This is a genomic window from Halomonas sp. WWR20, assembly GCF_054602495.1.
The window spans coordinates 547,305-561,523 of the sequence record NZ_JBTRHR010000002.1 but is presented as its reverse complement, the minus strand read 5'-3'; the positions used below and the strand labels follow the sequence as shown (position 1 = coordinate 561,523).

Below are 14,219 nucleotides of genomic sequence, written 5' to 3'. Positions count from 1 at the left end.
AATAGCTTCATTGAGCAGGGACGAGCTCAAACAGGGAAGAACCGAGCACAAGGATGGCTCAAGCGCCAAGGATGCATGGGCAGGAAGCTCATGGTAGCTGAAAGGGAAATATAGCGTCAGAAGAAGGCCCGACCAAGCTTGGTCGGGCCTTTTTTTGTATCGCTTTACCGATGATGGAATTTAACCAGAAATATTGCCAATAACTTGCGGGTATCAGGCACTATTTATCCAATATATCCTCACTTAAATGCAGATAACCCAGGTCGAACTCTGCAAACGCCTTCAGACCTTCCCAGTCATGAATTGTCATGCGCTTGTTGCCGAAAGCGACCATGCCCTCCCTACGCAATCTTTGCAGAACCCGATTGGTATGTACCGGTGTAATCCCCATGGCATCGGCCAGATCATTCTGGGTCAACGGGAAATCGATACTGTTGCCCTGCGTGAGGCCAGCGGCACGATGGCGTACCTGCATTTCGCAGAAAAGATGCGCAAGCCGCTTGTCGGCAGGCCGACTCGTGACATTGACGAACCATTCGCGCAGCGTCGATTCTTCCACCAACGCAGCCCAGAAAAAAGCCCGCGCGAGGGTAGTGTTGTCCTGAAAGAAACGTTCGAGAGTCTCACGCGGGAGATAGGCCACCTTGACGGGCGTCAAGCTCCTCACCGAGTGGTCCATATGATCGAGCAGCGTAATATGTACGTCACACATATCGCCGGGAATCAGGTAGGCCATGATCGCACGCTTGCCCTGTTCGAGATACTTGTAACGACAGATCCAGCCATCCAATATCAGATGGACATGGTCAGGCCTTTCATCCTGACTGATAATTTCCTGATCTTTATCGATCGTTTCCACTCGGGTAACGGCTTCGCTCAGTAGCCGTTTGTCTTCGCTGGAAAGCGTAAGAAACTTTTCGAGCTTAGTCACCAGCGCTTCGATTAAAATGACAACTCCTCCGTAAAGTCTTCCTTGGTTTAATGGCCATTTTCGGCATGTTTACCAGCGAATCAGGGCAAAACATCGTAATTTACGCCTCTGCCTTGAAATTAAAAATTCGTTTTCTTCATGGGTCGGATAGAGAGCCGGCATCTTCGACTCCCGGCACCGGCTGGGTCGCGGTGAACGCCTCGGCCAGTGCATCGACGCCGTGCTGAGGATGGGCCAGTTCGACATAGGACTGGCGCTGCCGGGCTTTCTTTTCCACATCAAAGCCCATGTGCTGGTCGCGGTTCTGCTTGAGCGACTCGTCACATTCGCCGAGCCGATTGAACGACCACATCAGCTTGGCCTCGCCCATAGGCAACGCATCGCCGGGTTGGCCGTCGTGACGCCCCGTGTGCCAGGTATGCCAGGTCTTGCCGTAGCTATTGAGCAGTTGCTTCATAAAAGCCTTTTCCGCGGCATCGGGCAGTCCGGGGGCGACCAGCTCACCGGAGAAGATTTCATAATTATGCGGATGCCAGTAGGCCTTTTCCTCCTCCGGCAGACTGTCGAACAGCGCCTCGGAGACGATGTACTCGATGCCGATCAGATTGGCCTCGGCGGTATTGCCATCGAAGATGGTGCACTGCAGGAAGTCGTCGTTCACCACCTTGCAGTAATGATGCGCTTCCATCTGCATGTCGGGCGCACACTTGGCGCAGTGAAACCCCACCACATAGACGTCGAAATGCTTTAGCGGCGTGGCATCCTGCAGCAGATCGGCCCCTTCTTCCAGCACCTTGAGCCAGATACCCTTTTTCTCTCCAGCGGGACGAACGGGACTCTGGCGATCCTTGATGGTGAGTCGGTGGCTCATGCGCGCGCCTCCTGTGCCGGTTGGTTGAATTACCGTTCAAAAATGACGGCCCTATCCCCAACGTAGAATGTCTGCCACACGCGTCCAGCAATTCAGGAGACGATGTCTTGTGCCGCTTGTGCCACGGGAGGATGCCATGGCGGCAGTGAGCTAGACTAAACCCATGACCGCTAACGCTTTATCTCTCAAGGAGCCCGGCATGACAATTTTTACGGAAGACCATCCCGGCATCGCCAGCCGCGTCCCCCCGGAAACCTCCGGTTTTACGTTCAACCACACCATGCTGCGCATCAAGGACCCCGAGAAAGCCTTGGCGTTCTATAGCGAAACCTTCGGCATGCGCCTGCTGCGCAAGCTCGATTTTCCCGAAATGCAGTTCACCCTATTCTATCTGGCCCACCTCGACGACGAGGATCGGGTGCCCGAGGATCCCAGTGAGCGCACCGTGTGGACCTTCAGCAAACACGGCGTGCTTGAGCTCACGCATAACTGGGGCACCGAGGATCAGGCGGAGTTCCATTATCACGACGGCAATGCCCAGCCACAGGGCTTCGGGCATATCTGCTTCTCGGTACCGGACCTGATCACTGCCACCGATTGGTTCGACGAGCGGGGCGTGGAGTACGTCAAGCGCGCCGACGAGGGCAAGATGAAGAACGTCGTCTTCATCAAGGACCCGGACGGTTACTGGATCGAAGTCGTCGAAGCGGCGCTGATGGCCAAGACCGGACAATAAAACGACATCGCCCAGGCCTTGGGAAAGGCCTGGGCGATGTGGTCTTATACTGCAGCTGCGCCGAACCGGCCTCGGTGGCGTACATCTTGCGTCCGAAGCGCCCGGCGAACGCCGGCTTAATTGATATTGGGGGCGGACCGCCGCTTACGTGACGGCGACGAAATGTCCCTCCTGCGGCTGGGCATAGCGGATCGCCGGGGCCTGATAGTCCCGTGGCTTGATCGGGTCGGGCACTTCGCTGGCCTGCAGCAGTGCCTTGAAGTCCCGCTTGTGGTCGACATCCGGCATTGGCACCGCCGACAGCAAGCGCTGCGTGTAGGGATGCTGCGGATTGTGCAGCACCTGTTCGCAACTGCCGGTCTCGACAATGCGTCCACAGTACATGACGGCGACGCGATGGCTGATCCGTTCGATGACGGCCATGTCGTGGGAGATGAACAGATAACTCAGCTCCAAGCGTTGTTGCAGATCCTCCAGCAGTTCCAGCACCTGAGCCTGCACCGACACATCCAGCGCCGAGACGGCCTCGTCGGCAATGATGACCTTGGGATTGAGCGCCAGGGCACGCGCAATGCAGATGCGCTGGCGCTGACCGCCCGAGAACTGGTGCGGATAGCGCAGCCTGACCTCCCCCGGCAACCCGACCTGTTCGAGCAGCTCGACGACACGCGCCTGACGCTCGGCGGCGCTCGTCAGGTTGTGAACCAGCAGCGGCTCGCCCACCAGCTCACCGACGGTCTTGCGCGGGTTGAGCGCGGCGAACGGGTCCTGAAACACCATCTGAATGTCACGTCGCACCGCCTTGAGCGCCGCGCCGCGTAAACCATTGAGCTCGCGCCCCTCCAGCTTGACGCTGCCAGTGAAGTCGAGCATGTTCATCAACGCCTTGCCCATGGTCGACTTGCCGCAGCCGCTTTCGCCGACGATACCCAGCGTTTCTCCGGCATGCAGCACCAGGTTCACGTGGTCCACCGCCCGCACCTCCTTCGGCGTGGCGAACAGCGAGTCGCGCTTCACCGGAAAGCGCACATTGAGATCGTTGACTTCAAGCATGACCGGGCGTTCGCGCTGCGACGCTCGCGCTGGCGCCGTGCCCAACCGTGGCACCGCCGCCAGCAGCTTGCGGGTATAGGCCGACTGGGGTGCGGTGAAGAGCCCGCGCACGGGCGCCGTCTCTTCGGTGACGCCCTGGTTCATGACCACCACCTCATCGGCCATCTCGGCGACGACGCCCATATCATGCGTAATCAGCAACAGCGCAGCCCCAAGCTCCTGCTGCAATTCGCGCATCAGCTCGAGAATCTGCGCCTGGATAGTCACGTCCAGCGCCGTGGTCGGCTCGTCGGCGATCAGTATCTTCGGTTTGCAGACCATCGCCATGGCAATCATCACGCGCTGGCGCATACCGCCCGAAAGTTCGTGGGGATGCTGCCTGAGACGTTTGTCAACGTGCGGTACACGTACCGCATCGAGAATCTCACGGGCGCGTTTGTGAGCCTGTCCGCCTTCGGCCAGCTTGTGGCGACGGATCGTCTCCTCCAGTTGCTGGCCTACCGTCATCAGCGGATTGAGCGAGGTCATCGGCTCCTGAAAGATCATCGCGATCTCACGCCCGCGCAGATGCTGCATGGCCCGCTCCGGCAGGCTTAAAAGGTCCCGGTTGTCGTAGAGGATGACACCGCTGGGCAACCGCGCCACCTTGGGCAACAGCCCCATGATGGCCAGTGACGACAACGATTTGCCACTGCCCGACTCCCCCGCGATACATAGCGTGCGTCCGGCATATAGCTCGAAGCTCAGTTCATCGACGACGCGCTGCGTGTGATGCTCATGCGAGATGTCGATCGACAAGCGCTCGACCGAAAGCAGCCGCTGAGCCTGCTCTGCCTGCGAAGAAGCCATGGCGGTGTCTCCTGTAGTCCGTATTACCCGTACGCGGTTGCGCGGCACTTATTCAAAGACGATCCGCGGCACATAGAACGACACCACCCAGTTGGGCATATCGACGATTTCGTTGATGCGCAGGTCGCCACAGACCGAACACAGCATGTAGGCCTGCTCGGCGGGCATGTTGCGCGTCTTGACCAGCCAGTCCACCGCGCCGCTCAGGGCCTGTCGGGCACCCTCCATCAGGTCGGGACCGATGCCGGTGAAGACCTCGTAGCCGGCAGCGTCGAGATGGCGCGTCACCGGCCCCGGCGTGGAGAACCGCGGCATGGCCAGCGGCGTCTGCTTGATCAGGTCCAGCGTCAGGGTGACGTCCATGGCACTCTCCAGCGCCGTGCCGCACACCTCGCCGTCGCCTTGGGCGGCATGGGTATCGCCGATCGAGAACAGCGCGCCCGCCACTTCCACCGGCAGGTAGAGCGTCGTACCCACGCCGATATCGCGAATGTCGAGGTTTCCGCCGATGCGCCGCGGCGGCACGATGGAATGCGGACCGGGCGCCGCCGGCGCGACACCGATGGTGCCCGCGAAGGGCTTGAGCGGCACGCGGGCGTGTTCGCCGAAGGCCGCCGGCGTCATGCGCTCGGTGTCGTAGTGCCACAGCGCCAATGCCGGTTCCTTGAACTGGTCGGCCAGCAGCCCGAAGCCGGGAATGTTGGCCGTCCAGCCGAAGCCGGACGGGGTGAAGCGCTCGAGAGTGACCTTGAGAATGTCGCCCGGCTCGGCACCGTCGACGAAGATCGGCCCGGTGACGGGGTTGATGCGATCGAACGGCATGTTGGCCACGGCATCCAGGCCGGAGTCCGGCGTAAAATGGCCGCCCGACGAGTCGTTGCACTCGAACTCGAGCCGGGACCCGGGCGCGACATGCGCGACCGGGGTGTTGGCGTTGTCCCATCCCAGATGGCTGTGATGGCCATGGATGGTCTTGACCAGCGGGTTATCACACATGTTTATTTCACCCAGATGTGGTCGTAGTTGACCGGCACCTTGACCGGATCGGTATACAGCGCGTTCTCGCCCCCCATGCGCGCCGAGTGCACGGTGTAGCGCTGCTCGTTGAAGATCGGCACCCAGGGCGCGTCGGCCATGGCGGCGGTGAAGATCTCGCCCCAACGCTTGGCGCGGGCTTCCTGCTCCTCGGGCTTGACCATGGCGTTGGCGGCGTCGGCCTCGGCATCGAGCTCCTCGTTGCAGTACCACGCCCAGTTCCAGCCGCCGGATACGGCGCTGTCGCAGCTGAGAATCGGGCCCCAGAAGTTGGAGGGATCGGGGAAGTCGGCGACCCAGGCCATGCCGCCGGACCAGATCAGCGGCGCCTGGTCCTTCTCGCCGCCGGCGGCGATGACGTTGGCCTGGGCCAGTGACTTGATCGAGGCATGAATGCCGACCTGGGCGAGGTCCTGCTGGATCGCCTGGGCAATGCGCGGCTGTGGGGTGGTGTTCGCCACGAACATCTCGGTCTCGAAGCCATCGGCGTAGCCGGCCTCGGCGAGCAGGGCCTTGGCCTTCTCGACGTCGTAGGGGTAGCCCGCGTAGCTGTCGTCGTAGCCGGGCATGGCCGGCGGCAACGGCTGGTTGGTCGGCGTGGCACGCCCGTTGATGACGCGGACGATGCGCTCCTTGTTGATGGCCATGTTGATGGCCTGGCGCACCTTGACGTTATCCAGCGGCGGAATGGTGACGTTCATGCTCAGGTAGCCGGTATGCAGCTGATCGCCGACCACCAGCAGATCCTTGAAGTTCGGATCGTTCTTGATGGCGATGAACTGCGCCGGGGGAATGCCGTCGCCGGCGATGTCGACCTCACCGCGGGCCAGGCGCATCATCGCCACGTTGGGCTCCTGACCGATCTCGAAGTCGATCTTGTCGAGATGGGGAATCCCCTCGCGGAAATAGTCCTCGTTCTTGACGAAGGTCAGACGCTGACCGAGCGCCCAGTTGTCGAGCTTGAAGGCGCCGGTACCCACCGGATGCTTGCCGAAGTCGCCGCCCCATTTTTCGACCGCCTCCTTGGGCACGACCGAGGCGAAGTTGAGCGCCATGACGTGCAGGAAGGTGGCATCCGGCGCGTTCAGCGTGATCTGTACGGTGCGCTCGTCGGGGACGGTAATGCCGGACAGTTCGCTCGCCTCGCCGCTGGAGACGGCGTCGAAGCCCTCGATGGAGGAGAAGAAACCGGCGCCGGGACTCTGCGTCTTGGGATTGACGGTACGCTCGAGCGAGTACTTGACATCGGCGGCAGTCAGTTCGCGGCCGTTGTGGAACGTGACGCCGGGACGCAGCGTGAAGGTGTAGGTCAGGCCGTCCTCGGAAATCTCGTAGCTTTCGGCCAGGTCGGTCATCAATTCGGTGGTGCCCGGCTTGTAGTCCATCAGGCCGTCGAACAGGCTCTTGATCATCGACCAGTTCTGCCAGTCGTAGCCGATGGCCGGATCGAGCGTGGCCACGTCGCTCTGGTAGGTGACGGTGATATCGCCGCCCGGCTGGGGGGATTCCTGCGCCAGGGCCTGGCCAGAAATGGCGGCGCACAGCGTGGCCAGCGCGAAGCCTTTGAGTGTGTGGTTCATGGTCTGTTTCCCTTTGAATGATTTATGACTTATTGACATCAATACGTGGATCGACGAACAAAACGGCCAGATCGGCGATCAGGTTGCCCAGCACGATGGCTACCGCTGACAGCGTGGTGACCCCGACGATGATCGGAATGTCCACCTGCTGAATGGCCTGCCAGGCGAGCTGTCCCAGGCCGGGCCAGCCGAATACCGATTCCACCACCACCAGACCGCTCATGAAGATGCCGATATCGATACCGATCATCGGAATCACTGGAATGATGGCGTTGGGCAACACATGCCGAAGCAGCACGCGCAGACGCGTTAACCCCTTGGCACGTGCGGTGCGGATGAAATCCTGGTGCAGCACGTCGATCATCGACGAGCGCACCATGCGCGAGTACCAGCCGCTGCCCAGCACGCCCAGGGTGATTGCCGGCAGCAACAGGTGTTCGACGCCGCCATAGCCTCCCAGTGGGAACCAGCCGAGATGGACGGCGAAGAAGTACAGGGCCAGCATCGCGGCGATGAAGTGCGGCGAGGACACGCCGATGAAGGAGAACGCCATCACCAACTGATCCAGCACCGTGTTGCGCTTGAGCGCGGCGATGATGCCCAGCGTAATGCCGATCAGCAGCTCGAAGCCGATGCCCGCGGCCATCAGTTGCAGCGTCGGGCCGATACGCGACTGCATCAGGGTGGCGACTTCCGAGCGCTGTACGTAGGAGCGGCCGAGATCCCCCTGCAACAGATTGCCCAGATAGCGGAAATACTGTTCATAGAACGGCAGGTCCAACCCCAACTGATGGCGGATATTGGCCACCACTTCGGCGGTGGCGCTGCGTCCGGCGATCTGACGTGCAGGGTCCGCGGGAATCAGGTACAGCAGCAGATAGGTGATAAAGGTCACGCCCAATAAGATCAGCAGTGCGTGAGCGATTCGCTTGACGATGAACCAGGCCATTAGTGTCTCCCCTTGAGAGTCGGGTCGAGTTCATCGCGCAGCGCGTCGCCGACCAGGTTGAAGCTCAACGACAGAGCGATGATGGCGATTCCGGGAAACAGCACCAGCCACATCGCCGAGGTGAAGTAGGTCTGGCTTTCGAAGATGATGTTGCCCCAGCTGGGCATGGGCGGCTGCACCCCGACCCCCAGGAAGGACAGCGTGGCTTCGAGCAGTACCGTGGTGGAAATGCCCAGCGTGGCCCAGACCATGATGGTCGGCAGCAGATGCGGCAGCAGGTGCGAGAACAGGATGCGCCGACCGCTGGCACCGATGGTCTTCTCGACGGCGACGAAGTCCTTGGAGGCGAGGGAAATGGTTTCCGAGTAGATGACGCGGGCGATCTGCACCCAGTTGACCATGGCGATCACCAGCGCCACGATCCACAGGCTGGGCTTGAGAATCGCCGCCAGGGCGATGGCCAGCAGCAGCGCCGGAAAGGCCATCATCAGATCGGTCAGGCGCATCAGTACCGAGCCCATCCAGCCGCGCACGAAGCCGGCAGTGACCCCGACCAGCGTCCCGATCAACACGGCGATGCCGTTGGAGACCACGCCGATGATCAGCGAGGTACGCGCGCCGTAGATGAGCCGTGAGAGCAGATCGCGTCCCAGCAGGTCGGTGCCCAGCATGAATTCATCGTTGGGCGGCAGCGGCGCGCCCTCCAGTGTCAGGCCTTCGAAGAACTGCTCGGTCGGATCGAATGGCGCCAGCCAGGGGGCAAAGATCGCGGCCACAACCACGATCCCGATATACAGCAGCGCGAGGGCCACGGTTTTGCGCTTGAGCAACGTGCGTAGCAGCGTCATGGCTTGGCACTCCCGCGACGCGCGAATATCGAAGCCGGTTCCAGCAGCGCCAGACAGACCTGCTCCAGCGTCTGCCGGGTCGTCATGGCGTGGCTACGCAACCGCTCATAGGCCTCCTGCTCGTCGAGCTCGAGCTTGACCATCAGATGCGCCACCGCCTTGGCGATCACGTCACGCTGAGCGAGGGTCGCGGTCAGCTCGCGATTGACCGTCGCGGCTTGCTGCAACTTGTCGTTGAGGCCGCGCGCCATCATCAGCGTGGTGTACACCGTGCTCTGGGTGATCGGCTTGTTGAGAATCGCCGTCGCCCCCAGGCGGATGGCGCGCTGAATCTGCGACAAGGTCTGATGGTGGGTCACCGCGACGATGGGCAGGCCATGTGTCCGCACCGTCGCCAGCAGCCGTTCGCTGTTGAAATGGTCCAACTCGACGATGACGCCGTTAATCTCATCCAGCGCCACGTCGGCATTGTCGGCCACCGTCAGCGCACGCAGTCCCAGACGGTCCAGACATTTCTGCAACATGCCCTGGGTGCGCTCTTCGCAGTCGATCAGCAATAGCTGCGTGTGAAAATCCTGACGGGTCATTTGACGATCCTCAGGTTGGGAACGTGCGCCTTGTCGGCAAGTTCGTGAAAGCGAGACAGACAGGTGCGTGTCAGGTAGGGGTCAGCGTCCAGCACGCCGGTTTCCCGATGGATGATCTCGAACCGCCCCTCCTTCGCCTCGGCAATACAGCACGGCAGCATGAGGTGATTGTTGTAGGGGTTGACGTTGAGTTCGCCCATCAGGGTCGGCAGGGAGGTGGTATGCAGCCATTCGAGCACACGCGCCGGGTCATCGCCGCCCTGGGCCTGGCAAGACTGCGCCAGCAGATGTATGGCGTTGTAGGCGCTGGTGTAGCAGTGCGAGTAACCCTGCCGTCCCTGCTGTTCGCCCTGTTCGATGGCAAAGGCATTGCCGGGCGTGTCGAACCAGGGGCCGCAGGAAATCAGACGAACATGTGAAGTCGCGTGGATCTCGGGCAGTTCACACTCGGTGAAGTTGCAGCTCAATACCGGCATGTGCCTGCCGTGTTCGGCACAGGCATCGCTGAGTTGGCGAAGAAAGAAGTACGACGATTTCCCGACCAGATTATTGAGCACGAAGGCGTTGTCGTCGGCCAGGATCTGCTCGATGATGCCGCTGAAGTCGGCATCGTCGAAACGGTAGTAGCGCTCGGCCATGACGCATCCATCGGCGGCCTCGACCAGCTCGCGCGCAATACGATTGCTTTCCCAGCCCCAGATATAGTTGGAGCCGATCAGCACCGCGCTTTTGCCCAGGGTCCGCAGCGCGTAGTCGAGCAGCGGCACCAGGTTCTGGCTGGGGCAGCCGCCCAGGTAGACGACGCTCTCGCTGCACTCGAACCCCTCATAGGGGCTGGCATACCAGAGCAGCGCGCCGGCCCTCTCGAAGTCCGGCACGATAGCCTTGCGACTCGCCGAGGTGGTCGTGCCGACGACATGCCGTATCCCTTGGGCGAGAAAGCGTTCGACGCCGGTATGATAGGCATCGAGTTCGCCGCAGGGATCGAAATAGTGCGGCGTCAGCGTGACGTGATAAGCGTCACTGTGGTTGATCTCCTCAATGGCATGCTGCGCACCGCTCAAGGCATCGTTACTGATGCGCTGGTAGGTACCCGAGCTCGAGTAGAGCACGCCGAGGGGGATGGAGGGCTTCATCGCAGTCCTCTCTGTGAAAGCTGCCTGCCTAAACCTGAAACCGGCACAAAAAAAGCCCGAACGTCCGGTGAAGGACATTCAGGCTTCATTGCCGTACTTGTTCTTTACATGACTGAACAAGACTTACAGGTCGAAGTATCGATCCAGGCTTGAGGCCAAATGCTATGAAATATTCGTGCCAGATTATTGTTTCAATTCATTACAAAAACAAGACAAACCTACATCTTTGATAAATCTTGCTATTTTTTCCTTTCACACCATGGAAAAACACTGATAAGGCCGCCGGTAGCATTAACAAAGCAACCCTAATGCACCAAAAGTGTATATTTTTCCTCCGTTTGCACTGCAATGGGGCGTGGCGATGTGGCGGTCTCCCCACGCGGCGTGGGTCCTTTCGCCACGGCCTCCACGAATCAGATGTCGCTGCGCATATCCATGTACGCGCTGTCGTTGAGGGTACGATAGACGCCTTCGATATTGAGCGGCAGCCACTCCTCGCACATCGCCAAGTCGTGGTAATCATCGAGCCGGATCTTCTCCTGCAGCGTCTCGAGCGACTTGCCTTCCAGCATACCGTCACATTGAAAATTCTATGAACTATTGTTAGTTGGCACTCACTTTGCATCAGTCAACTTGGCTCGGAACGAATGAGCCAAGTATCGATGCAATCAAGGGAAAATGAGCATGCCAACATATAAATGGATCCCAACAGGGCTTTTGCCCTTCGTTCTAGCACCACTCGCCTTAACGTCGCATGCGGCGGGGACTGCGGATTTCAAGGTACTTCAACAGCTGCGTGACACGCCAACCCGCATCGAAGAAGGAGCCTATTCAGGCAATTATTACGTCCCCTCAACATTGGATACCGTCACTTGGGGCCATTTGCCTAATCGCACATACGAGCCGGTACTAACGGTGCCTTCCGGTAGCACGGTGACCTTCGACACGATCTCTCACGAAGGCATTTTAGAGGATCAGGGACGCGACCCTGCTGCCTATTTCGGCTCGAAGGGTGTGCCAACCGACCAAGTGCTGCAAGATGCCATCGCGTTGACTGATTCTGATCTTGAGCATGATTTTGAGGAGGACGGTCCTCATGTAGTGACAGGACCTGTTGCGATCGAAGGGGCTGAGCCAGGTGATGTACTGAAAGTCGAAATTCTTACGATAGAACCTCGTGTTCCTTATGGTGTAATTTCCAATCGCCATGGCAAGGGCGCCCTTCCCGGCGAGTATCCTCAAACTCCGGCGCAGCCTGACGCTAGCCCCGAAAACTTTGAGCGTTATGGCAATGTCTCGGTGTTTACGCCCATTCAAGCAGAAGGTGACGGCTATATTGGCGTTCTCGAAGCTGGCGATAACAGAAGTATTGAGTTTCCGCTCCATCCCTTCATGGGACTGATGGGCGTAGCTGCGGATACCGATCAACCCGTCCACTCCGTCCCCCCTGCAAGTCATGGAGGCAATGCAGATATCAATGAATTAGGGGAGGGAGCCACCGTTTACTATTCCGTTCAAGTCCCGGGAGCGTTGTTTTATACCGGCGATAGTCATTTTTCTCAGGGAGACGGTGAGGTGGCGCTAACGGCGCTGGAGGGTTCCGCACGTGCTACGTTCCGCCTGTCGCTACTGAAGAGTGGACAGGACCAAATCCCTGGAAAAGAATTGTCCCAGCCGTTGGGTGAAACAGACGACTACTGGATCACTATTGGGCTTGATGAAGACCTTGACGAGGCGATGGTCAAGTCGGTGCGTGAATCAATCAGGTTCTTAAAGGAACATTACAATATCGATGAGGCCTTGGCCTTCGCCTATCTCAGCGCTGCGACAGACTTTGAAGTCTCGCAGGTTGTTGACAAAACCAAAGGGATCCATGCGCTAATCCGAAAGTCAGACTTCAATAATTTTGAAAGCGAAGATTAACCGATTGACGAAGTCACGTAGAAAAAAACTTCTGGTGACCCACTAACGTTGAAACAACGAGAATAATTATGCCGCCCGGCCTTGTGCCGGGCTTGCCTCCCTAGCCCTTCATCGCCGAGAAACTGATGGCGTTGTAGTGCTGTCGAGTCTGAAATGCATCTACTTGTATTGGTACTTTCGCTACACTCGAGTCATACATCGGTTGAGTCGAGTCGCGCGAGGAACCTTCATGGCGTCAGGCATGGCAACTTTCCCCCGTACACGGGAAGCAGGCTTCATACGCCAGGACCGGGTCCGCCGAGGTGGGCCGCTGCTGGGCCTGCTACTCATGGTATTGCTCTTGAGCGGGTGCGCCGGGCCGGAGCTGCGCACCCGCGACGATGCGCCAATCACGGCCCAGGATCTGTCGATCGAGCGTGCGCTGATTCTCGCCAATGCCCGACAGATGCTGGGCACGCCCTATCGCTATGGCGGCCATACCTCCGAGGGGGTGGACTGTTCCGGCCTGGTGCAGATGGTCTATCAGGCAGCGGGCATCACCACGCCGCGCACCGCGCGCGCCCAGTTCGAACGGCTCCCTCGGCGTGACGAAGCGCGTCCCGGCGATCTGCTGTTCTTCGGCTCGCGGGCCAAGGCCACTCACGTCGGTATCTACCTGGGCGATAACCGGATGATCCATGCGCCGGGCAGCGGACGCCACGTTACTACCTCGTCTCTCGATATCCGCTACTGGCAGAAGCACTACCTCGGCGCCGCGGGCCCCGCGCCCTGAGCGAATGATCGGCGCCCCCTTCTTGATATTACCCTTGGCCGGGCCAGCATGTCTGGCCATGGCGTTCCTATAACATCACGCTATCAAAAAGATAAATTTGATTGTTTTTGAAAACAAACAACCACGCCGTAAGATATCTTACTGATATTGTTGGGAGAGCCCCGTGATCAAGACCTTGACCTTTGCCTGCGTACATTTCTCCGTGGCCTTCACCGTCACCTATCTCATGACCGGCAGTTGGGTGCTGGGCGGCCTGATCGCCATGGTCGAGCCCGCTGTCAACACCGTGGCCTATTTCTTCCACGAGAAAGCCTGGGAGCGCTTCGGCAAGCGCCACCCGCCGGCCATCGACACTGCCCGGGTCGCGCCTGGGCGTTCGACTTTCACTCGCGCCTGTCATGGCTGAGAACCTTGCATTCCCACGTCTTGTATACAGCTGATATCACGGCCTGCCAACACTCCTGCGCCCGAGCCCAAACGGTCGGGTTCGTCCTGAGACACGATTCGCGCTAGGCTGATGGCTATCTTTCGGCCCGGAGCGCGCCCATGGCTCACGACAACGTCCCCGACACGACGTCCTACCAGAGCGATTACTCCGAGACGCGACTCGGCCAGAAGCTGGCTCGCTTCGGTCGGCGCGGCGGGCGTCAACTCGCCCTCAAGATACTGCAGCTCTATTACGTGCTGCAGCGCCCCGACGTACCGCTATGGGCCAAGACCACCATCATCGGCGCGCTGGGCTATTTCATTTCGCCTCTCGACGCGATTCCCGACCTGCTTCCCGGCGTCGGCTACGCCGATGATGCCAGTGCGATAGGCGCGGCACTGGTCACGGTAGCGATGTACATCGACGATGACGTCTGCGAACGTGCCGAGCACGCCCTGTCGCGTTGGTGGAAACAGTCCTGAGCGGCGTTTGGGCGATTGCCTGGTGACGGCTTGCATAGTG

At 59.7% G+C, this 14,219-nt stretch carries 15 protein-coding genes; 5 read left to right on the top strand and 10 right to left on the bottom strand.

The features are described 5' to 3' along the window. Positions 1–220: 220 nt before the first annotated feature. Both ACW4DH_RS05975 and ACW4DH_RS05970 read right to left on the bottom strand, forming a co-directional pair. Positions 221–931, bottom strand: a complete 711-nt coding sequence (locus ACW4DH_RS05975; RefSeq protein WP_459635442.1) for a Crp/Fnr family transcriptional regulator — start codon at positions 929–931, stop codon at positions 221–223. 136 nt (positions 932–1,067) lie between these two features. After that, positions 1,068–1,802: an OBAP family protein gene (locus tag ACW4DH_RS05970; protein WP_459635441.1), complete on the bottom strand. Its 735-nt coding sequence runs from the start codon at positions 1,800–1,802 to the stop codon at positions 1,068–1,070. A gap of 199 nt (positions 1,803–2,001) precedes the next feature. Here ACW4DH_RS05970 and gloA point away from each other — a divergent pair, with 199 nt between their 5' ends. Further along, positions 2,002–2,538, top strand: a complete 537-nt coding sequence (gloA, locus tag ACW4DH_RS05965; RefSeq protein WP_459635440.1) for a lactoylglutathione lyase — start codon at positions 2,002–2,004, stop codon at positions 2,536–2,538. 144 nt (positions 2,539–2,682) lie between these two features. Here the strand turns inward: gloA and ACW4DH_RS05960 are convergent, their stop codons facing one another. From ACW4DH_RS05960 to ACW4DH_RS05925, 8 genes are all read right to left on the bottom strand, one after another. Continuing rightward, entirely contained in the window at positions 2,683–4,440 is a 1,758-nt protein-coding gene (locus tag ACW4DH_RS05960) for an ABC transporter ATP-binding protein (protein WP_459635439.1), read from the bottom strand. Positions 4,441–4,488: 48 nt separating this feature from the next. After that, positions 4,489–5,436, bottom strand: a complete 948-nt coding sequence (locus tag ACW4DH_RS05955) for an acetamidase/formamidase family protein (RefSeq protein WP_459635438.1) — start codon at positions 5,434–5,436, stop codon at positions 4,489–4,491. A 2-nt stretch (positions 5,437–5,438) separates the two neighbouring features. Next, entirely contained in the window at positions 5,439–7,055 is a 1,617-nt protein-coding gene (locus ACW4DH_RS05950; RefSeq protein ID WP_459635437.1) for an ABC transporter substrate-binding protein, read from the bottom strand. A gap of 22 nt (positions 7,056–7,077) precedes the next feature. After that, positions 7,078–8,004, bottom strand: a complete 927-nt coding sequence (locus tag ACW4DH_RS05945) for an ABC transporter permease (protein ID WP_459635436.1) — start codon at positions 8,002–8,004, stop codon at positions 7,078–7,080. Further along, entirely contained in the window at positions 8,004–8,852 is an 849-nt protein-coding gene (locus ACW4DH_RS05940; RefSeq protein WP_459635435.1) for an ABC transporter permease, read from the bottom strand. The genes ACW4DH_RS05945 and ACW4DH_RS05940 overlap by 1 nt, the downstream gene beginning before the upstream one ends. Continuing rightward, a complete protein-coding gene (locus tag ACW4DH_RS05935; protein WP_459635434.1) occupies positions 8,849–9,439 on the bottom strand; it encodes an ANTAR domain-containing response regulator in 591 nt (196 codons plus the stop codon). The genes ACW4DH_RS05940 and ACW4DH_RS05935 overlap by 4 nt, the downstream gene beginning before the upstream one ends. Then, a complete protein-coding gene (locus ACW4DH_RS05930) occupies positions 9,436–10,575 on the bottom strand; it encodes a transporter substrate-binding protein (RefSeq protein ID WP_459635433.1) in 1,140 nt (379 codons plus the stop codon). Before ACW4DH_RS05930 ends, ACW4DH_RS05935 begins: the two co-directional genes overlap by 4 nt. A 413-nt stretch (positions 10,576–10,988) precedes the next feature. Continuing rightward, a complete protein-coding gene (locus ACW4DH_RS05925; protein ID WP_459635432.1) occupies positions 10,989–11,147 on the bottom strand; it encodes a hypothetical protein in 159 nt (52 codons plus the stop codon). 112 nt (positions 11,148–11,259) lie between these two features. Between ACW4DH_RS05925 and ACW4DH_RS05920 the strand changes: the two genes are divergently transcribed. The 4 genes from ACW4DH_RS05920 (at position 11,260) to ACW4DH_RS05905 (ending at position 14,179) form a co-directional block, all read left to right on the top strand. After that, the gene (locus ACW4DH_RS05920) at positions 11,260–12,498 is read left to right on the top strand and encodes an acetamidase/formamidase family protein (RefSeq protein ID WP_459635431.1); all 1,239 of its coding nucleotides are present in this window, start codon (positions 11,260–11,262) and stop codon (positions 12,496–12,498) included. A gap of 328 nt (positions 12,499–12,826) precedes the next feature. Continuing rightward, positions 12,827–13,270 (top strand): C40 family peptidase, encoded by a 444-nt coding sequence (locus ACW4DH_RS05915; RefSeq protein WP_459635534.1) that lies wholly within the window; start codon positions 12,827–12,829, stop codon positions 13,268–13,270. A 163-nt stretch (positions 13,271–13,433) separates the two neighbouring features. Next, complete coding sequence (locus tag ACW4DH_RS05910) at positions 13,434–13,676, top strand: DUF2061 domain-containing protein (protein WP_459635430.1); 243 nt, start codon at positions 13,434–13,436, stop codon at positions 13,674–13,676. 140 nt (positions 13,677–13,816) lie between these two features. Next, positions 13,817–14,179 carry a YkvA family protein gene (locus tag ACW4DH_RS05905; protein WP_459635429.1) on the top strand — a complete coding sequence of 121 codons (363 nt, stop codon included), beginning with the start codon at positions 13,817–13,819 and terminating at the stop codon, positions 14,177–14,179. The last annotated feature ends 40 nt before the right edge of the window (positions 14,180–14,219 follow it).

Coding starts and splice junctions, on each gene's coding strand:
- ACW4DH_RS05955 (WP_459635438.1), bottom strand. CDS start 5,436: ATGTGTGATAACCCGCTGGTCAAGACCATCCATGGCCATCACAGCCAT.
- ACW4DH_RS05915 (WP_459635534.1), top strand. CDS start 12,827: ATGGTATTGCTCTTGAGCGGGTGCGCCGGGCCGGAGCTGCGCACCCGC.
- ACW4DH_RS05950 (WP_459635437.1), bottom strand. CDS start 7,055: ATGAACCACACACTCAAAGGCTTCGCGCTGGCCACGCTGTGCGCCGCC.
- ACW4DH_RS05960 (WP_459635439.1), bottom strand. CDS start 4,440: ATGGCTTCTTCGCAGGCAGAGCAGGCTCAGCGGCTGCTTTCGGTCGAG.
- ACW4DH_RS05930 (WP_459635433.1), bottom strand. CDS start 10,575: ATGAAGCCCTCCATCCCCCTCGGCGTGCTCTACTCGAGCTCGGGTACC.
- ACW4DH_RS05945 (WP_459635436.1), bottom strand. CDS start 8,004: ATGGCCTGGTTCATCGTCAAGCGAATCGCTCACGCACTGCTGATCTTA.
- ACW4DH_RS05935 (WP_459635434.1), bottom strand. CDS start 9,439: ATGACCCGTCAGGATTTTCACACGCAGCTATTGCTGATCGACTGCGAA.
- ACW4DH_RS05970 (WP_459635441.1), bottom strand. CDS start 1,802: ATGAGCCACCGACTCACCATCAAGGATCGCCAGAGTCCCGTTCGTCCC.
- ACW4DH_RS05925 (WP_459635432.1), bottom strand. CDS start 11,147: ATGCTGGAAGGCAAGTCGCTCGAGACGCTGCAGGAGAAGATCCGGCTC.
- ACW4DH_RS05920 (WP_459635431.1), top strand. CDS start 11,260: ATGCCAACATATAAATGGATCCCAACAGGGCTTTTGCCCTTCGTTCTA.
- ACW4DH_RS05940 (WP_459635435.1), bottom strand. CDS start 8,852: ATGACGCTGCTACGCACGTTGCTCAAGCGCAAAACCGTGGCCCTCGCG.
- ACW4DH_RS05905 (WP_459635429.1), top strand. CDS start 13,817: ATGGCTCACGACAACGTCCCCGACACGACGTCCTACCAGAGCGATTAC.
- gloA (WP_459635440.1), top strand. CDS start 2,002: ATGACAATTTTTACGGAAGACCATCCCGGCATCGCCAGCCGCGTCCCC.